The organism is Amycolatopsis sp. VS8301801F10 (assembly GCF_046195355.1).
Lineage (GTDB): Bacteria > Actinomycetota > Actinomycetes > Mycobacteriales > Pseudonocardiaceae > Amycolatopsis.
Window position 1 is genome coordinate 2,086,307 of sequence record NZ_CP176065.1, and the last position, 23,494, is coordinate 2,109,800.

Consider the following 23,494-nt stretch of genomic DNA (forward strand, 5'->3'; position numbering starts at 1 on the left):
GCCGCCCGTTTGTGGCCCCCGGCTCACCTTCGCGAAGATCAGCCGGCCGGGACGTACAGCTCCACGAACTCCGGCGTCGCGTCGAGCCGGACCCGCAGGATCGGCACCGCTTTGTTCACCGGGTCGCCGCGGTCGTCGAACGAGATCATGCCGCTCGCTCCCGGGACCGCGGACTGGCCGTGCAGCCGGTTCCTGGCCTGCAGCACGTCCTGTGCGGTGACCTGCTCCGGAGACACCCGCGGGATGCCGCGGATGGCCCAGACCACGGTCAGCACCGCGTCGTGCGCCAGGATCGCGATGCCGTCGTCCAGCCGTTCCCGGGGGAAGACCGCGGTGAAACAGCCGTCGCACGCGGGTTCCTCGAAGCTCGCGACGGCCGCCTTGTTGAACGAATCCGGATGGTCGCGCCAGGCCTGCGGATGCGCGAGCCCGGGCGCGAGCACGGTGACGTTCGCCTGGAGCCCGCGGCGCATTTCCGGGCCGGGCGGGCCGACCTGGGCGAGGTCGCCGGTCAGCACGGTCAGGTGCTTCTCGACGCACGGCCGCTGGGCGAGCTGCGCGACGAACGACTTCAGGTGGTCCTCGCGGCCGGCGAAGTACACGACGTCCGGGTTGTCGCCGCAGATGTTGGGCATCATCTGCAGGAACGTGTTCTCGATCCCGGGGAGGCTGGAGTCGTAGGACTCGGTGCGCCCGACGATCCGGTGCGCGGCGTCGGCGAACGTCTTGGCGAACGCCGTGGCCAGCGTCTTCGGGTACAGGTCGCCGGGGTTCTGGTCCTGCACGACGGTCGCGGTGCGCGCGGCCGGCTTCACGTAGCCCGCCATCGAACTGCCGTAGGTCGAACTGGTCGGGGAGACCCGCAGGAACCCGGGGATCTGCGAGAACTCGTCGGCGGCCAGGTGCGAGGCGACGACCGGGACGCGGTGGTCGGACAGCTTCTGGATGGCGCCGCGCGCGGTGCCGAGGCTCAGCCCGATCCCGGTCACGCCCACGATCCGGTCGGTCCCGGTGCGGCCGATCAGGTCGTCGACCACCGGCTCCCACTGTTTGAGCTGGCTGCCGGGGTTGGCGAGCAGCAGCCGGATGAGCGGCACACTGCCCCACGACTGCGTTTTGTTGGCCCGGTGCTGCGCGACATACGCCCCTTCGAGCTGATGGCGCACCCATTCGCGGGAAAGGATGTCGTGCTCGGTGAGCGTCATCGGGAGGAGCACCGCGATGGTCACGTACGGCTTCCCGGAGCCGACGGTTTCGGTATTTTCCTGATGAATTCTGTTTTCCACGTCCGCGAGGTCGGGAGAAAACACGAATTCGCCGTCAGTCGTGCCGACGCATTCGGAATTCTCCCCGCGCTCCTCGACGCCGGCGCCGCACGTGCGGTTCGCCTGGCTGATCGCCGGGACCACGACGAACGCGGCGACAACAATGACCACGACCAGCAGCACCGCGCCGCCGGCCCACAGCCACTTCGCCCAGGACGGCCGCGGCGGTTTGATCCGTTGCGTCATCGGTAGCGCTCCGCTCGCTCGTGCAGCAGCATTGATCCTCGTCCCCGGCCTTGGGCCAGATGGTGGAATCCGCTCTCGATCGTGGCGTTGAGGGTGCCGCCCGGGTCACCGAGCGGATCGCGCGCCAGCCACAGCGAAACGACCAGCCACGCCACCGTGGTCTCCAGTTCGCCTTCCCAGTCCCCGACCCGCTGCTGCACCTGCGTGTACGGATCGGCGTTCTCCACCAGCCGGTTCGGCGCGGCGGTGATCGTGTCCAGTTCGGCGAGCCAGGCTTCCGCGGTCGGCACGTCGAACTCGGCGTGCGGCGCAGTCAGCGGCTTGCACAGATGCGTCACCACCGCGTCGACGTTCTCGAGCGCCAGATCGTGGTAGCGGGCGGCAGCGACGCGGCCGTTCTTCTCGTAGAAATCGCGGCAGCGGGTGTGCACCTTCTCCCAGTTCAGCGGATGGTCGTCGGCGCGCGTCGCCAGTTTCCGCAGCAGCAGCCGGCGCAGCCACGGGTGCAGCACGTAGCGCGACGGGTCGTCCGGATCCGCCCGCAGCCACAGCTGGTCGGCGAGCTGCTTGAACAGCGGCCCCTCGCCCATCGGATTGCGCAGATCGAGAATTTCCTTGTGGAACAGCATTTCCACGTCGACCGCGGCGCTCGCGGTGACGAGTTCCTGGCGGCTCGCCGTCGAAAAGTCCTGCAGCAGGTAGTCGCACATCTCGGCGAGCAAGGTGGACTCGCTGCCGTCGTCCAGGATGACCTTGGTGTACAAGGCTTCCCGCAACGTGTTCGGGTTGGCGGGATCGTATCGAGCGGCGACAGTCCGCAGCACTTCCCGCACCGCGCCGGGATGTCCGTCGGTGAGCCGGGACAGGAACCGCGGCAGCCGCGACGTCGGGTGCACGTCGTGCGCGGCGGCGACATCGACCACGTCGCCAGTGGACAGCGCGCCGAGTTCCAGCAGGTACCACGGCGACCAGCGGTTGTCCGGCTGTCCGGGGATCCAGTCGGTTTCCACCTGTGCGGGCAGCCGCGGCACCGGCCAGTCGAGCCCGCTGGTCCGGTGCTCCGGATTGCGGCGGACCTCCCGGTCGCTGCCGGGATGCGCGGTGACCACCGACCAGCTTTCGCCCCAGTCCGGATTCCACGTCCGGCTCGTCGCGATGACCACCAGCGGATCGGCCTCGTCCGGCGTGTGCCGGCGCGCCTCGACGAGCGCGCGCAGGAAGTCCTGTCCGCCTTTCGTGTGCGCGTTGTCCAGCAATACCAGGCAGTTCATCGTCCGGCGGGTGCCGGAGATCCCGGAGTAGGCGCGGCGCAGGTCGGCGAGGAACGCGTCGCAGATGATCGCGTCGACCGCGGCCCGGTCCTCCTCGTCGCCGTGCGCGTGCTTGGCGATTTCGATCAGGAAGTCCTGGTGGTTGCCGTGCCCGGTCGGCATGGCTTTGACCTTGCCCATCAGCCGCCGCCGGTCGTACCAGCTGAGCCCGCGCAGCAACAGCTCGGTCGCCTCGTTCCATCCGGGAAGGCTGTTGCCGGACGTGACCCCGCCGACGAGCTTGACGACGTCCACGATCGCGTCGCGATTGCGTTCCAGTGGCTGGTTTTTCGCGATCAGGTCCCGGAGTTTGCGCAGCGCGGCCCTGCGGTCGCCGAGATCGACCGGCGCGCTGAGCACGAGCATGCACAACCACAGCCGGGGAAACGCGATCCGGCCGAATTGCCGCCATTGCCTGCCGAGATCGAATGCCAAGTGGCCCAGCAGTTCCCTCGGCTGAATCTGCTCCCAGTCGCGCCGCTCGAAATCGACGAGCGCGTGCGGGAGGTCCTCGCAGCGGACGCGCAATTCCTCCAGCAGCGCCGACTTCCCCGAGCCGCGCACGCCGAGCGCCACCACGATCGGCAGCGGCCTGCTCTGCCCTCCCGGACGGGACAGCAGTTCCTCGACCAGCCTCCCGGTGATCGAACGTACTCCGGACAATCGATGCGCATCGACGGGCATCGTCCCCCTTTGGCCGGGCGGCCCCGCTCCCTGCCGCCGCGAACGTCGCGGAATAACTATAAAGAGCCGGGGGTACCCGCGCAGAAGTTAGCGCGGATCTGTGTCCGATCGGCAAAGATCGTTTTTCCCGACCGTGTTGTTCTCGCTGGTCAGGTATCGGCGAAAAAGGAATATGACGATTTCCCGGGTGCGCGAATTCGCTCAGCCGCGCACGAGCAGCGCGGTCGCGACCGCCGCGACGCCCTCGCCGCGGCCGGTGAGCCCGAGCCCGTCCGACGTGGTCCCGGAGACGCTCACCGGCCCGCCGACGGCTTCGCTCAGCACCCGCTGTGCCTCGTCGCGCCGTTTTCCGATCCGCGGCCGGTTGCCGATGACCTGCACGGTCGCGTTGGCTACCTGCCACCCTTCGGCCCGCAGCAGCGCCCGCACCTCGACGAGCATGTCGGTGCCGTGCGCGCCGTCCATGCGCGGATCGCCGGTGCCGAATACCGCGCCGAGGTCGCCGAGGCCCGCGGCGGACAGCAGGGCGTCGCACAGTGCGTGCGCCGCGACGTCGCCGTCCGAGTGGCCCGCACAGCCGTCGGCTTCCGGCCACCGCAGGCCGGCCATCCAGCATTCGCGGCCGGGTTCGATCGGATGGACGTCGACGCCGTTGCCTACCCGCAGATCGGTCACAGGGGATCCTCTCGGTCCCCGCCGGCGACGAGCGCCTCGGCGAGGGTGAGTTCGAAGGCGCTCGCGACGCGCATCGCGTCCGGATCGCCGGGGACTACCGCCGCGCCCGCGGTGTCGGCGAGACCGGGGTCGGCGGAATCGGCGAGTGCGGAGCGGAAAGCGGAAAGGGAAAAACCCACCGGGGTTTGCGCGCTGCGAAGACCGTCTCGATCCACGGTGGCGGTGACAATTCCGGATTCGTCGGTGGTTTTCACCGTGTCCGACATCGGCAGCACCGGCACCGCGACGGGCGCGCCGTCCCGGACCGCGGCCAGCACCCGGCCGACCGTCCGTTGTGGAGTGAACGCCCGCAGCGCGTCGTGCACCAGCACGACGGCGTCCGGGGAAAGAAGCGGCTCGACGGCGGGGAACACCTGCCGGAGCGATTCGCCGGGAACGACGCGGCAGGCGAGGCCGCGCACCGCCTCGGAAAACGACTTCGCACACCGCTCGGGGGCTGCGGCGACCACCAGATCAATCTCCGGTGTGCCGAGCAGCCCCCGCACGGTGTGCGTGAGTAGTGCTGCACCGCCGACCGTCGTGAGCGCGAGCTCGGAATCGGCCGGATGGTGCGCGACAGTCACGAACGCGACGCTGTGCACCTGTGGGTTCATCAGGTCGTGATCGTAGGGAACCGGTTGCCGAGGGGGCGAACCGGAGGACCCGGGGTCAGACCGTCGCGGTCTCCAGGACCTCGTCGAGGAGCGTTTCCGCCTTGCCCTCGTCGGTGCCCTCCGCGAGCGCGAGCTCGCTGACCAGGATTTGCCGTGCCTTCGCCAGCATGCGTTTCTCGCCGGCTGAAAGTCCGCGGTCCTTTTCTCGCCGCCAGAGGTCGCGCACCACTTCGGCCACCTTGTTCACATCGCCGGAGGCGAGCTTCTCCAGGTTGGCCTTGTACCGACGAGACCAGTTCGTGGGCTCTTCGGTGTGCGGAGCACGCAGAACATCGAAGACCTTGTCCAGTCCCTCTTGCCCGACGACATCGCGTACGCCGACGATCTCGGCGTTGTCCGCGGGCACGCGAACCGTAAGATCCCCTTGCGCGACTTTGAGGACGAGGTACTTCTTTTCCTCGCCCTTGATCACGCGGGTCTCGATGGCTTCGATGAGTGCGGCACCGTGGTGCGGGTAGACGACGGTCTCTCCGACCTTGAAAACCATGTGTCCTCTGCCCCTTTCGCTGAGGTCCATCCTATCACGGCTGTTCGGCGGCCACCTAGCGACCCGGGATCGTCGTCGCAGGTCAGCGGCCTGGGCAGGGCTTGACAAACCGGTTTTCGCCGTGCTCATGCAGGTGAGCCGACAGCGCCCGGACCGGCACCGTGGGATCCTTTGTGGACAGTCGATCGGCCGGGAACGCACACCGGTTCCGCGCGCGGGAAAGCGCCCGGCTAGTCTTCGGGAAGGACGAGGCCGTGAAAGGGAAGGACTCTGACGTGAGGCTGCAGAATCGCCGCGTGCTCGGCGCAGGCGTGTCGGCGCTCGGCGCCGCACTCGTGCTCGCCGGTTGCGGAGCCGGTCAGATCACCCAGACCGACACCCAGCAGCCCGCCGTCAACGGCACCTACGCCCAGGTGAAGACGATCGTGCTGCGCAACGCCGCGGTGCAGTACCCGGCGCAGGGCCCCGGCTACGCCGCCGGTTCGCCCGCCCCGCTCACGCTCACCGTCGTCAACCAGGGCCAGAAGGACGACAAGCTGGTCTCGGTGACGTCGGACGCCACCTCCGCCCCCGCGCAGATCTCCGGGGACTCGGCGATCGTCGCCGGGCACTCGCTCGTGATCGGCCCGGCCGCCGCGGTCGAGCAGGGCGCCCCGGCGCGGCCGGAGTCGGCGAACAGCACCCCGGCGTCGGAGGCGAACTCGGCGCCTTCCAGCGCGCCCAGCTCCGCCCCGAACAGCTCGGCGAACTCGGCCCCCGGCTCGGCGTCGAACGCGCCGCAGGCGGGCGAGAACGGCGGCGCGGCGAGCCAGCTGGGCACCGGCAAGGTCGTGCTCCAGGGCCTCAAGCAGCCGCTGTGGCCGGGCGCGACGATCAAGGTCACCTTCACCTTCCAGAACGCAGGCCCGATCGTGGTCGAGCTGCCGGTCGCCGCGCCGGCGCGCGCGGCGTCCTGATCGCCGCCGCGATTTCTGTCGGTGCCCGCCGATAGCCTCGCGGAGTGGTGAAGAAGACCAGCACCGTCCACCGGTGCGCGGAATGCGGGTACGAGACGGCGAAGTGGGTCGGCCGCTGCCCGGAATGCCAGGCGTGGGGCACGCTCGAGGAGCGCGGCTCGGCGAAACCGGCGATCGCCCGGGTGGCCGCCGGAGCGCCGAGCGCGCCCGCGCGGCCGATCGCCGAGGTCGACGTCGAGGCGGCCCGGGCGAAGGCCACCGGCGTGCCGGAGCTGGACCGGGTGCTCGGCGGCGGGCTCGTGCCCGGCGCGGTCGCGCTGCTGGCCGGCGAACCCGGGGTCGGCAAATCCACGCTGCTGCTCGAAGTCGCCTATCAGTGGGCGGTCACGGCGGGGCGTTCGCTGTACGTCACCGGCGAGGAATCCGCCGGACAGGTCCGGTTGCGCGCCGAGCGCACCGGCAACGTGCACGGTGAGATGTTTCTCGCGGCGGAGAGCGATCTGTCCGCGATCCTCGGGCACGTCGACGCGGTGAAGCCGGGCGTGCTGATCGTCGATTCGGTCCAGACCATGGCATCGCCGCAGGTCGAGGGCTCGCCGGGCGGGGTGACGCAGGTCCGCGCGGTCACCGCCGGGCTCGTCGCGCTCGCCAAGGAGCGCGGGCTGCCGGTCGTGCTCGTGGGACATGTCACGAAGGACGGTTCGGTCGCCGGTCCGCGCGTGCTGGAGCACCTGGTGGACGTGGTGCTGCAGTTCGAGGGCGACAAGCATTCCACGCTGCGGATGGTGCGCGGCATCAAGAACCGGTTCGGCGCGGCGGACGAGATCGGCTGTTTCGAGCTGACCGAGGAAGGCATCGTCGGCGTCCCGGACCCGTCCGGGCTGTTCCTGAGCCGGACGGCGGAACCGGTGCCGGGCACCGCGGTCACGGTCGCGGTCGAGGGGAAACGGCCGCTGCTGGGCGAGGTGCAGGCACTGGTGTCGAGCAGCGGCATGCCGCAGCCGAGGCGCGCGGTGAGCGGCCTCGATTCGGCGCGCGTGGCCATGGTGCTCGCCGTGATGGAGAAGCGCGGCCGGATGAAGCTGGGCGACAAGGACGTCTACGTCGCCACCGTCGGCGGCATGAAGATCACCGAGCCCGCGATCGACCTGGCGCTGGTGCTCGCGCTGACCTCGTCGCTGCACGACGTGGCCCTGTCGCCGCGGTTGGTGGCCGTCGGCGAGGTCGGGCTGGCCGGCGAGATCCGGCGGGTGCCGAACGTCGGGCGGCGGCTGGCCGAGGCGGCCCGGCTGGGTTTCACGCACGCGTTGGTGCCGCCCGATTCCGGCAAGCTCCCGGACGGCATCCGGGTGCTGGAGGTGCCCGACGTGGCGAGCGCGCTCAACGCGGCGAATCACGCGAAATGATCAGTCTCCCGCCCGGTCGGTGGTCTCGTAGGAGAACTGCGCGGAGCTGACCAGGGTGCCGGGCGAGAACCCGGTGGCGGCGCTCGTGGCGAGCGCCTGGATGTCGGTCAGCTGGGCTCGCGACCGGTTGACCGAGACGAGCAGCCGGTACGGGCCGGCGGGCACCGCGTACTGCACGAAGTCCGGGCCGATCTGCATGATTTCGAAGCCGAGCGCCGGGTTGTCCATCAGTTTCTGGAAGGTCTCCCGCAGTTCGCGCGACGCGTATCCGGAAGCGAGCACGTTCAGGATCATCCCGGTCGCCGCCGGATAGCTGATCGGGCTGGGGAGCTGCGGAGCGCCGTAGTTCAGCGGCTGCGGCAGCGGCCCGGCGTTCGCGGGCGGCGGCTGCGGAGGGGCGCTGTCCTTCAGGAGACGGCCGGTCAGCACGCTGGCGTCGGTCGAAAGGCTCGCGACGAATTCCGGGGTCGGGTGGAACCACCCCGGCACGGCGCCGGGGGACGATTCGCCGGGGAAGCGGGAGTCGTGGGCGAACTGCCCGCCGGGCGCGGACTGCTCGGCCTGGGACGGCCCGTCCAGTTTCGCGCGGGCCCGGTCGTCCCCGCCGAGCAGCGTCGGCGATCCGGCCCGGGTCCAGCGGCGTTTCCAGATGCCGGACTCCTCGGCCGGGATCCACAGGTCCGCCTGCTCCCGGACCCGGAACACACTGGTCCCGCCCACCAGCGCGGTGCGGCTGTACTTGGTCACGACGTGGGTGAACGGCGCGCCCGCTTCGCGGCGGTCCACCGGGGAACCCGGGCCGGCGGGAGCCAGTGACGTCGGCGCGCTCGCGAGTTCCCGGACCACGACCACGCCGCCGGTGACGAGCGCGACCGCCGCCGCCACGGCGATCCACCGCCACGCGCCAGAGCGCTTTTTCCGTTGCGGGACAACGGGTTCGGCGGAATCGCCCGCTCCCTCGGCGGCCCGCAGCAGGCTCGCGCGGGCCCGGGCGAGTTCGGCGCGGTCGGTGGTCGCCTCGTGCGGGTGCAGCGCCGCGAGCGCCTCGTCGAGTTCGGCGTCGGACCACAACTGCCGCACGGTGTCGTCGTTCACTGTTCCTTCGCCTCCTCGCGGGTCGATGCGGCCGCGTTGGTGCGCAGCCATCTGCGGATCCGATGCAGCCTCGAACGCACGGTGCCCGGCGGGATGCCGAGCGCCTCGGCGACTTCGACCGGTTCCAGCCCGGCCCACGAGACCAGCAGCAGCGTGTCGCGGTCGGCGACGCTCAGCTTCGCGAGCGCGCCCGCCAGCTGTGCCGCGCGGGCCTGTGCGTCCACCTGCTCGGCGACCCGGGTGTCGTGCCCGCCTTGGCCGCGGTCGCTGGAGTTCGCGAGCCGCGCGGTGGCCCGCAGCGCCCGGGTTTCGCTGCGGACGTGGTGGCGCAGCAGGTTCGTCGCGATCCCGTACAGCCACGAGCGCGCGGTGCCCAGTTCCGGCTGGTACGAATCCCGCCGGCGCAGCGCGACGAGGAACGTTTCGGCGACGAGATCGTGCGCGGTGTCCGGGCCGACGCGGCGCGCCAGGTACCGGTGCATGGTCGCCGCGTGCGCGTCGAACAGCCGCCCGAAGGCCGGGGCGGGATCGGGGCCGCCCAGGTAGGGGCGGTCCTGCGGGCCGGTCGACACCGGCTCGGGACCGTCATGGGTCACCTGCATGCCTGTTCTTGCCCGCGGCGCCGGCGAGCGTTCACGGCGTCACCAGATGGGGTGGTCGCTGAACTTCTCCAGCGTGCTCACCGACGGCCGGACGAACCAGAGACCGGCGCTGTAGCCGATCAGGCCGATGGCGAAATTCGCGAAGGTCGCGAGCAGTTCGGTGAAGCCGAGCCTGCCGTGATTGCCCCAGAGATCCACCAGCGCGGACACCCCGAGCGCGACGATGCAGCTGATCGACAGCAGCGTGAAACACATGGCGAGCGCCGCGCGCGTGCTGCGGGCCCGGGCGATCACCAGGTAGTCGCCTTGCAGGCAGCGGCGCGCGGACAGCACCACCGCCGCGATGGCCAGCACGGACAGCATCGGCAGCAGCAAGGCGGCGAGACCGAGCGGGCCGCGCGGCAGGATCTGCCCGTGCAGCGGCCGGTTCACGAACGCGGTGAGCCCGAGCACGAGCAGCGTGCCGATCGCCAGCGAAACGCCGGTGACCACGGAGGCGAAGCGCACCCGGGCAGCGAACAGCGGCGGCAGCGGGGCGTACTCCACGGCCTGTTGCCCGTAGTACTGCTTCACCGCATCACCTCCGCGCCGGCAAACCCGAACGAACGTGCAAATGCTCGTGAAGACCACCTTAACGGAATGCGATTCCGGCAAGGCGGCCTTCACGGCACTTGTCACCGAGGCGTGCTAACGGGCTTGCCTGATCAAGCCTTCTCGGCCAGGAGATTCGCGCACCGGATGAGGCCGATGTGCGAGTACGCCTGCGGGTGGTTGCCGAGCGAGCGCTCCGCCACCGGGTCGAACTGCTCCGGCAGCAGCCCGGTCGGGCCCGCCGCGCCGACGATCTGCGCGAACAGCTCCTCGGCCTCGTTGCGCCGCCCGGTGCACAGGTACGCCTCGATCAGCCAGGCCGCGCAGATGTGGAAGCCGCCCTCGCCGCCGGGGAGACCGTCGTCGCGCCGGTAGCGGTACACCGTGGAGCCGCTGCGCAGTTCGGCCTCGATCGCCGTCACGGTCTTCTGGAACCGCTCGTCCGCCGGGTCGATGAGGCCGGTCAGGCCCACGAACAGGGACGCCGCGTCGAGGTCGGTGCCGTCGTAGGCGGTGGTGAACGCCTGCACCTCTTCGTTCCAGCCGTGCTCGAGCACGTCGGCCTTGATCTCGTCGCGCAGCTTCGGCCAGGCTCCCGGGACGTCGCGGCCGTACTCGTCGCCGAGCCGGACCGCGCGGTCGATGGTCACCCAGCACATCACCCGCGAGTAGACCCGGTGCCGCGGCACGTGCCGCTCTTCCCAGATGCCGTGGTCCGGCTCGTTCCAGCGCCGCGTGACGGCCTCGGCCATCGCGCGCACCATCTGCCAGTCCTCGTCGCGCAGTTCGCCGCGCACCTGCGCCAGCGTGGCGACCAGTTCCACGACCGGACCGAACACGTCGAGCTGCACCTGGTGGTTGGCCAGGTTGCCGACGCGCACCGGACGCGAACCGGCGTACCCGGGCAGCGATTCGATGACCGCCTCCGCGCCGATGACGCTTCCGGCCAGCGTGTACAGCGGGTGCAGCCGCTCCGGGCCGGCCAGCGTGGCGAGCACGCCGTGCAGCCACTTCAGGTAGCCCTCGGCCTCCTCGTGCGATCCGAGGTGGACCAGTTCGCGCACGGTCATCGCGGCGTCGCGGATCCAGCAGTAGCGGTAATCCCAGTTGCGGACCCCGCCGATCTCCTCCGGCAGCGACGACGTCGCGGCGGCCAGCACGCCGCCGGTGTCGGTGTTGACCAGCCCGCGCAGGGTCAGCGCGGAGCGGCGCACCAGTTCGGTCTGGACGGTCGGCAGCTTGAGCTTCGCCGCCCAGTCGCTCCAGTACCGGCCCGCGCGGTCCCGGCGGTCCACTTCGGACAGTTCGTGCGCGGCGAGATCCGTGGTGCCGCACCGCAGTTCGAGCACCACCGGCTGGTCCGGCGTCGGCTGGACGAGCGCGGTCGCGGTGTCCTGCAGGCCGTCGGAGGCGATCGACCATTCGACGCCCGGCGAACGCAGCACGAACGGCTCCGACGTGCCCAGCACGCGCAGGCCCTCTTCCTCGGCGACCAGCCGCACCGGCACGCCGCCGAATTCCGGCCGCGGCGCGAACACGACCTGCGCCACCGCCTCGCCGGAGATCACGCGCACGAGGTCGGTGCGGTGCGCGGGGCTTTCCGGTTCGAGATAGTCCGTGACGAGCAGCCGCGACCAGCGCGTCTCGACCGTCATCGTGTTCGGCAGGTACCGCTGGCCGAGCGGAAGCCCGTTGCGGTGCGGTTTGATCGAGAAATGCCCGGCCCCGGGACCGCCGAGCAGGTCGGCGAACACCGCGGGGGCGTCCGGGCCGGGGTGGCACAGCCAGGTCAGCTTCGCGTCCGGCGTCACCAGCGCGACCGAACGCTCGTTGGCCAGCATCGACAGCCGCTCGATCGGCGGCGCGGACTCGCCGTAGAGCCAGTTGCGCCGCTCCTCCAGGAGGAACGCGAGCACCATCGCGACGTCGACGGTGTCGGGCACGTGGTACTCGGCGAGCGATTCGCCGTCGCCGACCTTGATGCCCAGGTCCGGGCCGGCCAGCCGGGCGAACGCCTTCTCGTCGGTGACGTCGTCGCCGAGGAACACCGCCGCGGTGGCCCCGACCTGGTGGCGCAGGGTGTCGAGAGCGTTGCCCTTGTCGGTCTTCACGACCGCCAGCTCGACGACCTCCTTGCCGTCGGTGGTCGTGACGCCTTCCCACTTCGACGGGCCCTCGTGCACGGCGGCGAGGACGCGCCGTCCGGCGTTGTGCTCGGCGCGGCGCACGTGCACCGCGATGCTCGCCGGCTTGACCTCCAGCGACACCCCGGGCACGTCGAGCACCAGCTGCTCCAGCTCGTGCTCGAGCCGCCGGTGCAGTGCCTTCGCGTCCTCGTCGAGGGCGTGGATGAAGCCGATGTCGAACTCGGAGCCGTGGCTGCCGACCAGGTTCACCTCCGACGGCAGCCGCGACAGCGTCGCGAGGTCGCGCAGGGCCCGGCCGGAGATCACGGCGGTGGTCGTTTCGTGCAGGCCGGCGAGAGATCTCAACGCACCCACGGACTCGGGCAGCGGCCGCGCCTCGTCCGGGTTCGCCGTGATGGGGGCCAACGTGCCGTCGTAGTCGCAGGCGACCAGCAGGCGCGGGGTACGGGCGATCTGCACGATCGCGCGCCGTAGCTCCGCGGGCAACGCCTCGGCGGTCAACACTCCTCCTCAGGAGGTCCAGCGCGGTACGGGGGAGGGGGTCAGTCGGCCGGTTCGGCACCCAGCGCCTGGAGGAACGAACGCGCCCACCGGTCGACGTCGTGGGTGAGGACCTGGCGACGCATGGCGCGCATCCTGCGTCGGCCCTCGGCGGGGTCGAGCGTAATGGCAGCCTCCAACGCGTTCTTCACCCCGTCCAGATCGTGCGGGTTGACGAGGAAAGCGCTGGTCAGTTCGGCGGCCGCGCCGGCGAACTCGCTGAGCACCAGCGCGCCGCCGAGATCCGGCCGGCACGCGACGTACTCCTTGCAGACGAGATTCATCCCGTCGCGCAGCGGAGTCACCACCATCACGTCGGCCGCGGAGAAGAAGGCGGCCAGCTCGGTGCGGTTCACGGATTGGTGCAAATAGTGCACGACCGGGTGGCCGACGCGGGAGAACTCGCCGTTGATCCGGCCGACCATCTGCTCGATCTCGCCGCGCATCCGCTGGTAGTGCTCGACGCGTTCGCGGCTCGGCGTGGCCAGCTGCACGAACGTGACGTCGCCCGGTTCGAGCCTGCCCTCGTGCAGCAGCTCGTGCAGCGCCTGCAGCCGCAGGTCGATGCCCTTGGTGTAGTCGAGCCGGTCGACGCCGAGCAGCACCGCTTTCGGGTTGCCGAGGTCGCGGCGGATCTGCTTGGCGCGTTCGGCGACGCCCTTGCTGCGGGCGAGGGAGTCGAGTCCGGCCGCGTCGATGGAGATCGGGAACGCGCCGACGCGCACGGTGCGGTCGCCGACCTGCACCATGCCCGGCCGGGACCGGACGCCGACCGCGCCGCGGGTGGGTTCGAGGCCGACCAGCTGCCGGGCCAGCCACAGGAAGTTCTGCGCGCCGCCAGGCCGGTGGAAGCCGATCAGGTCCGCGCCGATCAGGCCGCGCACGATCTCCGCGCGCCACGGGAGCTGCATGAACAGCTCGACCGGCGGGAACGGGATGTGCAGGAAGAACCCGATGCGCAGGTCGGGCCGCAGTTCGCGGAGCATCCGGGGCACCAGCTGCAGCTGGTAGTCCTGGATCCACACGGTCGCCCCGTGCGCGGCGACGGCGGCGCTGGCCTCGGCGAAGCGCCGGTTGACCTTCACGTAGCTGTCCCACCACGACCGGTCGAAGACCGGCCGGGCGACCACGTCGTGGTACAGCGGCCAAAGCGTGGCGTTCGAGAAGCCCTCGTAGTAGTCGCGGACCTCGGCCGAGGTGAGCGACACCGGGTGCAGGACGAGCCCGTCGTCGTCGAACTCGTCCACCTCGACGTCCGGCACGCCCGGCCAGCCCACCCAGGCGCCCTTGCGGGACCTCAGGAACGGTTCGAGTGCCGAGACCAGTCCGCCCGGACTGGCGGTCCAGCGTTGTTCCCCGTCCGCGGTCCGTTCGAGGTCGACGGGCAGCCGGTTGGCCACCACGACGAAGTCGGCGGACGGTGCGCTTTTCCGGTCGGCGATCGCGTCAGTCACTCCAGCTGCTCCCTCGTCATCGGCGGGTCGCGGCCCCAAGAGAAACCCTAGCGCGCGCGGAGTGACCGGCCGGTGACCAGCTGGTTACTCCAGACGCCGTTCGGTCGGTTCCATCGGTCCGGCGAGCCGGGGCCCGGAGAGCTTGCGCTCGAGCCTGCCGAGACCGGTGCGGACCGGCTGGGCGAGGTATTCGCCCAGTACAACGCCCGCCGCGAGGGCGAGCCCGATGGCGACCGCGGTCATCAGGGTGGAGATGTTGCCGCCTGGCGACACCGCTAATTGGTATAGACCACGATAGGTGGAAAGGCCGGGGAGCAGCGGAGTGATCCCGGACACGGCGACCACGAGCGGAGTAACTTTCAGCCGCCGGGCCATCACGCCGCCGCAGAACCCGACGAGTGTCGCCGCGATCGCCGAAGCGCTCACCGCGTCCAGCGTCGCGAGGATCAACGCGCCGTACACGAGCGCGCCGATCGCCCCGGCCGCGGCGGCCACGAGCATCGCGCGCAGTTTCGAGTACGAGGCGAGCGCGAAGCAGGCAGCCGCGCCCGCTCCGCCGACGACGATGATCGGCAGGTGCTGCGCGGTCGAAGCGGGAACGTCCGGCAACGGGGTGCGCGGCAGTTCGAGCAGCACCGCGATCCGCAGCGCGAGCACGACGCCGGCGATCAGTCCGGCACTCATCAACGCGGTTTCCATCGTGCGGCCGGACGCGGTCACGTAGTACCCGGTGATCCCGTCCTGCACCGCGGAAACGGTGGAGAGCCCGGACAGCAGCACGGTGACCGCCGCCGCGACCACCAGCGTCGGCCGGTCGGTGGTCAGGATGTTGCTGCTGACGATCACCATCGCCGACAGCGTCGCGAAGAGCCCGCCGACCACCTGCTGGAAGAAGAACGGCAGGTTGACCTTGTTGAGCAGCCTGCCGATCCGGTCGACCGCGGCGGAGATGACCATCGCCACGAGCGCGATGTCGAGGCCCCCGCCGAGCAGCAGCGTGATGAACCCGGCCAGCCCGCCCCAGGCGGCGGTCGCGGTCCAGCGCGCGTACGGGTGCGGCGCGGACGTGATCCGGTCCAGTTCGGTGACCGCTTCCTCGGCCCCGGTGCGGCCGCGGACGATCTGGCGCACGAGCGCCTCGGTCTCGGTCAGCCGGGTGTAGTCGAGACTGCGCGAACGGACCACTCGCAACGCGGTCACCGGCGCGAGGTCGGTGCCGCGGTGACAGGTGACGGTGATCGACGTGAAGATGACGTCGACCTCGCAGTGCGGCAGCCCGAGCGCGGAGGTGAGCGCGAGAATGGTCGCGGTGACGTCGGAAGCCCCGGCGCCGCTGGCCATCTGCACCTCGCCGATCCGCAGGGTGAGATCGAGAACGAAGTTGACGGTCGCGTCGTCCGGCGGCTTGGGCCCGATCGCCTCCTCGGACTCGACCGCGGGCTGTTCCGCCGTCGGAGCCTCGAGAATGTGCCAGGCGCGCCGGCGCAGCAGATTGGGCCGGTGCCGCTGGTTCGACCTCGGGTGCGGGGGCTCGAGAATCGGCCACCGTCTGCGCGCTGCCCCCTGGCCGGCACGCTCGTTGATCTTCATGATCGATCCCCACCTCCTCGTTCGTTCCCGGGGACCATCGGCCGTTTCGCCCCAGCTGTTGCAGTGGTGTCCGACACACCTGGGCACGATCGTGCCGCACCGGGGTGGATCTTGCCGGTTTCCGGCCTTGACCTGGGAATTTGGGAACGGGTCGGCCGCCGGGGGAAGGGCGGGCGGCGAGGGGAGGAACCGCGTGGAGCCGGCAAGGGGACTTGAACCCCTGACCTACCGCTTACAAGGCGGTTGCTCTACCAACTGAGCTATGCCGGCGTCGCCTGTATCAGGCACCGGGAAGTGTATCCGGGTGCCGCGCCGCGCGGGCTTTCGGGCATTGGGCTATCGAGCGCTGTCGATGGTCACGAACGAACCGTCCACGAAGCCGAGGCAGGCGCCGTCTCGCTGGCTGAAGCGTTCCACCGCGCCGACGAACAGGGTGTGGTCGCCGCCGTCGTACTCCTTCCACGGGGTGCATTCGAACCACGCCGCGGTATTCGCCAGCCGCGGGGCGTACTCGCCTTCCACCCACTCCGGTTCCACCGCCGGCTTTCCCGCGAAGTGCAACGCCACCGCACGTTGTTCGGCGCCGAGCACGTTCACCGTGAACGGCCTCCCGGCGAGCAAGGCGTGCGCGCGGACCGAACGCTGGATCGCCACCAGCACCAGCGGAGGATCCAGCGAAACCGAGGTGAACGAGTTCACCGTGAGCCCGTGCCGTTTCGCCGCACCGGTGCTGTCGACGCCGTCGAAGGTCACCACCGCGACACCGGTCGCGAACCTGCCGAGACAGCCGCGGAACTGCGCGGGAAGCCGGGGGAAGTCGTTGGTCACGGTCATCTCCGAACGCTCCTGTGTCACGTCGTCGGGGCTGTCCGCCGCGAAGGCGCGGCGGACGAGTGCGGACGACGGTAGGAACTGCCGGAAACCCGCGGCAACGGCTGGACCAGGCGAATCAGGCGGTGTGCGGGGATTGCACAGACTCCTGCGCGCCTTGGCCATTCGCGGTCCGAGCCGACTTGACATCCAGCGCAGCGGTTCTGGAACCACAGCGAACAGCGGCTCCGCGCGCTACCGCACGTCCCCGCTCCGGGTCACCATGGCCGGGCCGACCGCGCTGTCGGCACGTCCACGCCTCAACGAGGAGACGCAGATGCCAGACATCGGGATCATCGGAGCCGGCACCGCGGGCCTGCACCTCGCGCTGCTGCTCCAGCAGGCCGGGATCCCCACCCGGATCTACACGAACCAGACCGCCGGGCAGGTGGCGGCGGGGCGCCCGCAGAACAGCGTCTCGCACCACGCGCCGACGATCGCGCGGGAGAGCGCGATGGGGGTCAATTTCTGGCCCGCCGAGGAATACGGCTACCAGGTGCATTTCCACCACCTGAACGTGCCCGGCGGGCCGCCGGTCTTCCGCGGCGATTTCCTGCGTCCCTCGCGAGTGCTGGACTACCGGATCTACCTGCCGCGGCTGATGGCCGAATACGAGGACCGGGGCGGGACGATCGAGCAGCGCGCGGTCGAACCGGGCGATTTCGACCAGCTGGCCCGCCGGCACGACCTGATCGTGGTGGCGGCCGGGAAGCGATCGTTCGCCGAGTATTTCGGAGAACGGCCGGAGGTTTCCCCTTACTCGAAGCCGCAACGGCACCTGGCGGTCGGGTTCTGGGACGGCGTCGCGCAGACCGATCCGCGCGCGGTGACCATGAGCATCTCCCCCGGCCACGGCGAACTGCTCGACCTGCCGATCACCACGTTCGACGGCTGGGCGAGCGCGCTGCTGTGCGAGAACGTTCCGGGCGGGGATCTGGAAGTGCTGATGACCCAACGGGAATCGGACGATCCCGAGGCCTATCGCCTGCTGATGCTGGAAAAGCTCAAACAGCACCATCCGACCGTCTACGAACGCATCGACCAGTCCCGGTTCCGGCTGATGCGTCCCGGCGACATCCTGCAGGGCGCGGTCCGGCCGGTGGTGCGGGAGGACTACCGGCTGCTCGACGACGGAACGGTGGTGCTGGCGCTCGGCGACGCGCATTCCACGGTCGACCCGGTCACCGGGCAGGGCGCGAACTCCGCGTCCTTCGAAGCGCAAGTCGCCGCGGACGCGGTGATCGAGGACGGCGTGGTCGACGAGCGCTTCGCCCAGAAGGTCGCGCTGCGCCGCCGCGAACGGGTCGACGGGCTGAGCACCTGGGTCAACACCATGATCGCCACGCCGACTCCGCCGCACGTCCAGGAACTCCTCGGGGCGATGTCCGGCATGCGGACGCTGTGCGACGAGTTCACCGAGAACTTCAGCTATCCGCACCGCAACGGGGATATGCTGGCCACTCCGGAACGGGTCGCCGCGGCGATCGCGCGACACGCCGCGATCGGAGCGGATCCCACCGAGCGAAAGAGGAATTGATGCACAAACTCCTGGTCCTGTACCCGCCTCCGGACGATCCCGCGGCTTTCGCCGAGTATTACGAAAAGCAGCACCTTCCGTTGGTGCAGAAATTGCCGGGGCTGCTCGGCTGGCGGTACAGCCTGCAAGTGCACGCCGAACCGGAAAGCCCGTACTTCGCGGTTTTCGAAGCGGAATTCGCCGACGCGGCTGCCTACGCCGCGGCGATGGCGACTCCGCAGGGCGAAGCGGTCCGCCGAGACGTGCCGAACTACGCCACCGGCGGTGCCATCGTGCTCGACTATCCGGTCGCCCAGTCCTGACCCCGCCTTTCGCCGCGTCGCGCGTTGTCCAGCGCGGCGCGGCGAAACGCGCTCGGCGCCATGCCGACCTGCTGGCGGAAGGTGCGGGAGAAATGCGAGGCCTCCGGGTAACCCCAGCCCGCGGCGATGTCCGCGATGGCCCGGTGCGCGTGCAGCGGATCGCCGAGTTCGCGGCGGATCGCCTCGATGCGCCGCTCCCGGATCCAGGCCGACACGGTAGTGCCCTGGTGCTGGAACAATCCGTGCAAATGCCGGGTGGAAATGAATACCGCGCGGGCGATGCGGTCCGGATTCAGGTCTGCGTCGCCCAGGTGGTCCAGAATGTACTCCCGGATCCGCAGCAGCAACGACAAATGTTCGCGGTCGCCTTCGGTGGTGCGCGCTAGCGCGGCAGTGCTCAGCAACGCGGAAATCAGCTCCACCGCGGTGTGCACCACGCGCGTCGCGGCGGGGCCTTCCAGCGAAGCGAAATCGTGCGAGATCTCGGTGAGCAACGGCGTGACGAGCCGGGTCAGTGATTCCTCCGGACCCAGCGAAATGGCGGTGATCGTCCGGATCTGATCCGGGCTCGGGCTGACCAGATCGCGCGGGAACATGATCACCACGGTGTCGACCGGGCTGGCGAAACGCAGGTCATAGGGGCGCGCGGTGTCGTACACGCTGATGCTGCCCGGGAGCATCAGCGCGGTGCGGTTGTCCTGCACCAGTTCTCCGGTGCCTTCGATCATCAAGGTGATCTTGTAGAACAGCCGCCGGGAGACGTCGATGAGCGCTTGAGTTCGGTGCACCTCGTGCGGCGTCACGCGCAACCGGGAGAAGAACACGTCGTCGATGACGCGGCCGCGAATGGTGCCGGCGAACTGGCCGTCGCTGAGGTCGTCGACCATCAGCGGCACGAACGAGGACGACACCACGCGTTGCCAGGCCAGCGCCGATTCGGTCGCGAACGCGACCGGCGGCAGGAGGGTGGCGCTCCGTTTCCTGGTCGCCGGGGCTGCCATGGATCCTCCTCCGACTCCAGCGTCGAACGGCCTGCTTCCGAATGTAAACGGCGGGCTCCCCGCATGCACGGCCGTTCTGGTTGTCGTTGGTGCGGCGAGCGCGGACCTTGTCCGGGCGCGCACAGCAGTGCACTCCGACCGCAGGATTCAGCCGCGGCGGCGCGGGTCCAGCAATTCCGCGTTGCGGGTGGCGAAGGCGGCCAGTGCCTCGGCGCGGTCGTTGAGCCGTACCTCGCGGGACCACATCATCAGCACGTTCGCGACCGGGACCGCCGGCGTGATCTCGCGCAAGGCGAGCGGCAGGTCTTCGTAGGACCGGTTCACCGTGGGGCGCTGGATCAGCACCGAATAGCCGAAGCCGCGCGCGACGAGCGAGCGGGTCAGTTCGAAATCGGTGGTGCGCTGCTCCACCCGGGGCTCGGTGCCGGCGCGCTCGAACAGCATCCGGGTGTGCTGGGCGGCGGGCGGGAGATCGAGCATGATCATGGGCTCGACGGCCAGTTCGGCGACGGAGACCGTCTCGCGGCGGGCCAGCCGGTGTCCGGCGGGCAGCAGCGCGTACGGCGGGGCGCTGTACAGCCGCACGGAATCGAGGCCGTCCGGCAAGGCGATGTCGTAGCCGATCGCCAAGTCCAGTTCCCCGGCGAGGAGGCGGCGGGGCAGTTCGGCCTGATTGCCGGTGACGACGGACAGGTCCACGCGCGGATGGTGGTCGCGGACCCACTTCATCAGGATGGGGACGATCGTGGGGGCCACGGTCGAATAGCAGCCCAGCACGAGCGGTCCGGCGAGTTCGCCGGCCCCGCCCGCGGCGGCCCGCTCGAGTTCGTCGGCCTCGCGCAGGAGCGCGGCGATCCGCGTGCGCAGGTGCTGGCCGGTCGGCGTCAGCGTGATGCCGTGCGCCTTGCGGCGGACCACGAGCTGACTGCGCAGGACGCGTTCCAGTTCGGTGAGCGCGGAGGCCACCGCGGTCGGCGTGACGTGCAGTGCGGCGGCCGCCGACGAGATCGATTCCGCCTCCGCGACGGCGGCGAAGTACTCGAGCTGACGCAGGGTGTAGCGCGGCATAACCAACCTCACCTGTGGTTATTGGCAGGTTATTTGAAGTTTACCTGCGGTGGTGTGCTGGATCACGCTGATCGGCGAGGAGGTCGAGATGACAACCGACAGCACGACGGCCCAGGAGATCCCGACCGCGGAGTGGGTGGACATCCCCGCCCTCTACGCCGATCCGTACCCGATCTACCGGCGACTGCGGGAACGCTCGCCGATCCACTGGATTCCGGCGCTCGACCGGTGCCTGGTCGTGGGTTACGAAGCCAGCCACGAGATCGAAGTCGACCAGGAACGCTTTTCCGCCGACGAGGAACAGTCGCTGATGAAGCGGTCCATGGGGCACAGCATGCTGCGCAAGGACGATCCGGAACACGCCGAGGACCGGAAGGCTTACGGCGGCGTGCTGCGGCCAAAGGCGATCAAACAAGAGTGGGAAGCGGTCTTCGAACGCAACTACCGCACCTGCGCGGACCGGTTGCGAGCCGCGGGTCCAGGCGCGGACCTGGTCGCCGAGTTCGCCGCGCCGTATGCCGCGGAAAACCTCCGGGCGGTACTCGGTTTCCCCAACGCAGCCCCGGAGGATCTGCAGCGCTGGTCGCAAACCCTCATCGACGGCACCGGAAACTACGCTGACGACCCGGAGGTGTGGGCTGCCGCGGAGCGCTCGTCCCGTGAGGTCGACGAGGCAGTGGACGAAATGCTGCCGGTGGTGCGCGACCGGCCGGACGGCAGCCTGCTGTCGGCGCTCGGAGCTTCCGGCATGCCGCTGGAAGCGTTGCGCGCCAACGTGAAAATGACCATCGGCGGCGGTCTCAACGAACCGCGGGACGCACTCGCGACCACCGCGTGGGCGCTGCTGACTCATCCCGATCAGCTGGCGGCGGTGCGGGAACAGGACCGTTGGCAGGACGCATTCGAGGAGTGCATCCGCTGGATCGCGCCGATCGGCATGTACCCGCGGCAGGCGACGCGCGACACCGAACTGGCAGGCGTGGCAATCCCGCGCGGCACCCGGCTCGGAGTGGTGATCGGCGCGGCGAACCGCGATCCCGCGGTGTTCGCCGACCCGGATTCCTACGACATCGACCGCCCCCGCAAACCACACCTCGCCTTCGGCGGCGGCAACCATTTCTGCGCCGGAGCCTGGGTCGCCCGCACGTCGGTGGTCCGGGTCGCTTTGCCGCGCCTGTTCGAGGACTTCCCGGAGCTGCGCCTGGATCCAGCCCACCCGGCAACCGTCGGCGGCTGGGTCTTCCGGGGCGTGCTGACCCTGCCCGTGCACTGGAACTGACGAGGAGCTTCGGATGCCCAAGGTCACTTTCCACTACGACGGCAACGTCAGCACGGTCGTCGCGAAGGACGGCAGCAACGTGATGCGCGCTGCGGTCGAAAACGGCATCGACGGGATTGTCGGCGAATGCGGCGGGCAAGCGATGTGCGCGACTTGCCATGTGTACGTCCGGGCACCGTATCTGCCCGCGTTGCCACCGCTGTCGGAAGAGGAAGACGAGATGCTGGAGTGCACCGCGGCGGACCGGGACGGGCGACGCAGCCGGTTGGGTTGCCAGCTCACGTTGGGTGGTGGGCTGGAGGAGGTTGAGGTGGATTTGCCGGAGACGCAAATCTGAATCGCGAGAATGCCGCGTCCAGAACGACGGGTGGGCCCGGCGAACGCGCCGGGCCCACCCGTAATCCGGAAGATCAGAAACCGTCGCAGGTGGCGGTTGCGAAGTTGCCCGCCGCCTTCGACGTCTTGGTTTCCTTGCCGTCCACGGTGACCTTGCAGGTCACCTCTCCGCCCTCGGCTCCGGTGGTCACCAGCAGGCTGCCGCCCTTGAACAGGCCCTTCGTGGTGATGTCTTTCGACCACGGGAGGGACTGCGGGTGTTCCTGGTTGGTGGCCGTGCTGCCGTCGCCGAAGGTGGTGTACGTGACCGAGGCGTCCTTCGCGGTGCCGGTGACCTCGTAGTGGACCGTTACCGAACGGTTTGCCTCGTTGTTGACCTCGTTGACCACCTTGGCGGCCGTCACGGTCCACACGATGCAGATCACCAGGCCGATCACCGACAGCACGAGACCGGCGATCGAGAGGCCCTTGTTCGTGGCCTTTCCGGACCGCGTCCGGACGAAGCCGAGCGCGGAGAAGATGATCCCGAGGATCACCAGTGGCCAGGCGATGATCCCGATGATCGGGAGGAACGCGAAAATCAGGCCGACCAGCCCGAGCACGAACCCGGCGGTGCCCAGCCCGTTCTTCGGCGGGGCGGGAGGGGCGGCCGGGGCCGGGTGAGGCGCGGGCGGCGGAGGAAAGTCAGGGGCGGACATGCGAGCCTTTCGTGATCGAACGTGCACAGACAGGTCGCTCGAATCGCCACGAGTGTTACGCGATGTCCGGAATTAATTCTGGCGCGGCTCCACGTGCACCCGTTCCCCCTGCGGTCCGAAGAGGATCAGCAGCTCGACCGCGCCTCCGTCGGCCGAGCCGAGCCAATGCGGTTCCGTGGTGTCGAACTCCGCCGCCTCGCCGGGCGGGACGGTCAGGTCCTTCGCGCCCACGATCAGCCGGAGGCGGCCGTTGAGGACGTACAGCCATTCGTAACCGCTGTGCGTTTTCAGCGCGGGTTCCGCGGAGCCGGCCGGGATCAGCATTTTGTACGCGTGCACCCCGCCCGGCCGCCGGGTGAGCGGCACGTAGGTCATCCCGTGCCGGTGGATCGGGCGCAGATGGACGCGCGGGTCGCCGGCCCGGGGCGCGCCCACCAGGTCGTCGATCGGCACGTCGTAGGCGCGCGACAGCGGCAGCAGCAGTTCCAGGTTCGCCCGGCGCTGACCGTTTTCCAGCCGGGACAGGGTGCTCTCCGAGATGCCGGTCTCCGCCGACAGGTCGGCAAGGGTGATGCCGCGCCGGTTGCGCAGGGTCCGCAACCGGGGGCCGACCGCGTCCAGGACTTCGTCGATCTCCGCCAT

Annotated in this window: 22 protein-coding genes and 1 tRNA gene; 6 read left to right on the forward strand and 17 right to left on the reverse strand. The window is 69.8% G+C overall.

Features of this window, described 5'->3' with window-relative positions; genetic code table 11:
- Positions 1-38: 38 nt before the first annotated feature.
- The 5 genes from F9C11_RS10075 to F9C11_RS10095 form a co-directional block, all read right to left on the reverse strand.
- Positions 39-1,511 (reverse strand): ABC transporter substrate-binding protein, encoded by a 1,473-nt coding sequence (locus F9C11_RS10075; RefSeq protein WP_409184602.1) that lies wholly within the window; start codon positions 1,509-1,511, stop codon positions 39-41.
- A complete protein-coding gene (locus F9C11_RS10080) occupies positions 1,508-3,505 on the reverse strand; it encodes a hypothetical protein (protein ID WP_409184603.1) in 1,998 nt (665 codons plus the stop codon). The genes F9C11_RS10075 and F9C11_RS10080 overlap by 4 nt, the downstream gene beginning before the upstream one ends.
- 201 nt (positions 3,506-3,706) lie before the next feature.
- On the reverse strand, positions 3,707-4,171 hold the full coding sequence (gene ispF, locus F9C11_RS10085) for a 2-C-methyl-D-erythritol 2,4-cyclodiphosphate synthase (RefSeq protein WP_409186864.1): 465 nt from the start codon (positions 4,169-4,171) through the stop codon (positions 3,707-3,709).
- Positions 4,172-4,176: 5 nt separating this feature from the next.
- Positions 4,177-4,821, reverse strand: coding sequence for a 2-C-methyl-D-erythritol 4-phosphate cytidylyltransferase (locus F9C11_RS10090; protein ID WP_409186865.1), 645 nt, complete (start codon positions 4,819-4,821; stop codon positions 4,177-4,179).
- Positions 4,822-4,888: 67 nt separating this feature from the next.
- Positions 4,889-5,380, reverse strand: a complete 492-nt coding sequence (locus F9C11_RS10095; protein ID WP_009084200.1) for a CarD family transcriptional regulator — start codon at positions 5,378-5,380, stop codon at positions 4,889-4,891.
- A gap of 275 nt (positions 5,381-5,655) precedes the next feature.
- On the opposite strand from F9C11_RS10095, the gene F9C11_RS10100 reads away from it, so the two are divergent.
- Positions 5,656-6,336, forward strand: coding sequence for a hypothetical protein (locus tag F9C11_RS10100; protein ID WP_409184604.1), 681 nt, complete (start codon positions 5,656-5,658; stop codon positions 6,334-6,336).
- Positions 6,337-6,380: 44 nt separating this feature from the next.
- Positions 6,381-7,742 carry a DNA repair protein RadA gene (gene radA / locus F9C11_RS10105; RefSeq protein ID WP_182895735.1) on the forward strand — a complete coding sequence of 454 codons (1,362 nt, stop codon included), beginning with the start codon at positions 6,381-6,383 and terminating at the stop codon, positions 7,740-7,742.
- On the opposite strand, the gene F9C11_RS10110 is transcribed toward radA, so the two are convergent.
- From F9C11_RS10110 to F9C11_RS10145, 8 genes are all read right to left on the reverse strand, one after another.
- Positions 7,743-8,837, reverse strand: coding sequence for a hypothetical protein (locus F9C11_RS10110; protein WP_409184605.1), 1,095 nt, complete (start codon positions 8,835-8,837; stop codon positions 7,743-7,745). It lies immediately after the preceding gene.
- Positions 8,834-9,439: an RNA polymerase sigma factor gene (locus F9C11_RS10115; RefSeq protein ID WP_409184606.1), complete on the reverse strand. Its 606-nt coding sequence runs from the start codon at positions 9,437-9,439 to the stop codon at positions 8,834-8,836. Before F9C11_RS10115 ends, F9C11_RS10110 begins: the two co-directional genes overlap by 4 nt.
- A 39-nt stretch (positions 9,440-9,478) precedes the next feature.
- Complete coding sequence (locus tag F9C11_RS10120; RefSeq protein WP_409184607.1) at positions 9,479-10,012, reverse strand: hypothetical protein; 534 nt, start codon at positions 10,010-10,012, stop codon at positions 9,479-9,481.
- A gap of 131 nt (positions 10,013-10,143) precedes the next feature.
- Positions 10,144-12,678, reverse strand: a complete 2,535-nt coding sequence (gene otsB / locus F9C11_RS10125) for a trehalose-phosphatase (protein WP_409184608.1) — start codon at positions 12,676-12,678, stop codon at positions 10,144-10,146.
- Positions 12,679-12,719: 41 nt separating this feature from the next.
- Positions 12,720-14,171 carry a trehalose-6-phosphate synthase gene (locus F9C11_RS10130; RefSeq protein ID WP_409184609.1) on the reverse strand — a complete coding sequence of 484 codons (1,452 nt, stop codon included), beginning with the start codon at positions 14,169-14,171 and terminating at the stop codon, positions 12,720-12,722.
- A gap of 84 nt (positions 14,172-14,255) precedes the next feature.
- A complete protein-coding gene (locus tag F9C11_RS10135) occupies positions 14,256-15,761 on the reverse strand; it encodes a threonine/serine exporter ThrE family protein (protein WP_409184610.1) in 1,506 nt (501 codons plus the stop codon).
- 194 nt (positions 15,762-15,955) lie between these two features.
- Positions 15,956-16,031: transfer RNA gene (locus F9C11_RS10140), tRNA-Thr, on the reverse strand.
- 66 nt (positions 16,032-16,097) lie between these two features.
- Complete coding sequence (locus F9C11_RS10145; RefSeq protein ID WP_409184611.1) at positions 16,098-16,595, reverse strand: flavin reductase family protein; 498 nt, start codon at positions 16,593-16,595, stop codon at positions 16,098-16,100.
- Between the two features lie 313 nt (positions 16,596-16,908).
- Between F9C11_RS10145 and F9C11_RS10150 the strand changes: the two genes are divergently transcribed.
- Both F9C11_RS10150 and F9C11_RS10155 read left to right on the forward strand, forming a co-directional pair.
- Positions 16,909-18,168 carry a styrene monooxygenase/indole monooxygenase family protein gene (locus F9C11_RS10150; protein ID WP_409184612.1) on the forward strand — a complete coding sequence of 420 codons (1,260 nt, stop codon included), beginning with the start codon at positions 16,909-16,911 and terminating at the stop codon, positions 18,166-18,168.
- Complete coding sequence (locus F9C11_RS10155; protein ID WP_409184613.1) at positions 18,168-18,470, forward strand: EthD family reductase; 303 nt, start codon at positions 18,168-18,170, stop codon at positions 18,468-18,470. Before F9C11_RS10150 ends, F9C11_RS10155 begins: the two co-directional genes overlap by 1 nt.
- On the opposite strand, the gene F9C11_RS10160 is transcribed toward F9C11_RS10155, so the two are convergent.
- Positions 18,449-19,471 (reverse strand): helix-turn-helix domain-containing protein, encoded by a 1,023-nt coding sequence (locus tag F9C11_RS10160; RefSeq protein ID WP_409184614.1) that lies wholly within the window; start codon positions 19,469-19,471, stop codon positions 18,449-18,451. The two genes, F9C11_RS10155 and F9C11_RS10160, sit on opposite strands and share 22 nt — an antisense overlap.
- A 147-nt stretch (positions 19,472-19,618) precedes the next feature.
- Positions 19,619-20,539, reverse strand: a complete 921-nt coding sequence (locus tag F9C11_RS10165; protein ID WP_409184615.1) for a LysR substrate-binding domain-containing protein — start codon at positions 20,537-20,539, stop codon at positions 19,619-19,621.
- Positions 20,540-20,627: 88 nt separating this feature from the next.
- On the opposite strand from F9C11_RS10165, the gene F9C11_RS10170 reads away from it, so the two are divergent.
- Both F9C11_RS10170 and F9C11_RS10175 read left to right on the forward strand, forming a co-directional pair.
- Entirely contained in the window at positions 20,628-21,818 is a 1,191-nt protein-coding gene (locus F9C11_RS10170) for a cytochrome P450 (protein WP_409184616.1), read from the forward strand.
- Positions 21,819-21,831: 13 nt separating this feature from the next.
- On the forward strand, positions 21,832-22,155 hold the full coding sequence (locus tag F9C11_RS10175) for a 2Fe-2S iron-sulfur cluster-binding protein (protein WP_409184617.1): 324 nt from the start codon (positions 21,832-21,834) through the stop codon (positions 22,153-22,155).
- A 73-nt stretch (positions 22,156-22,228) separates the two neighbouring features.
- On the opposite strand, the gene F9C11_RS10180 is transcribed toward F9C11_RS10175, so the two are convergent.
- A complete protein-coding gene (locus F9C11_RS10180) occupies positions 22,229-22,852 on the reverse strand; it encodes a DUF4190 domain-containing protein (RefSeq protein WP_409184618.1) in 624 nt (207 codons plus the stop codon).
- A 72-nt stretch (positions 22,853-22,924) separates the two neighbouring features.
- The gene (locus F9C11_RS10185) at positions 22,925-23,494 is read right to left on the reverse strand and encodes a helix-turn-helix domain-containing protein (RefSeq protein ID WP_409184619.1); all 570 of its coding nucleotides are present in this window, start codon (positions 23,492-23,494) and stop codon (positions 22,925-22,927) included.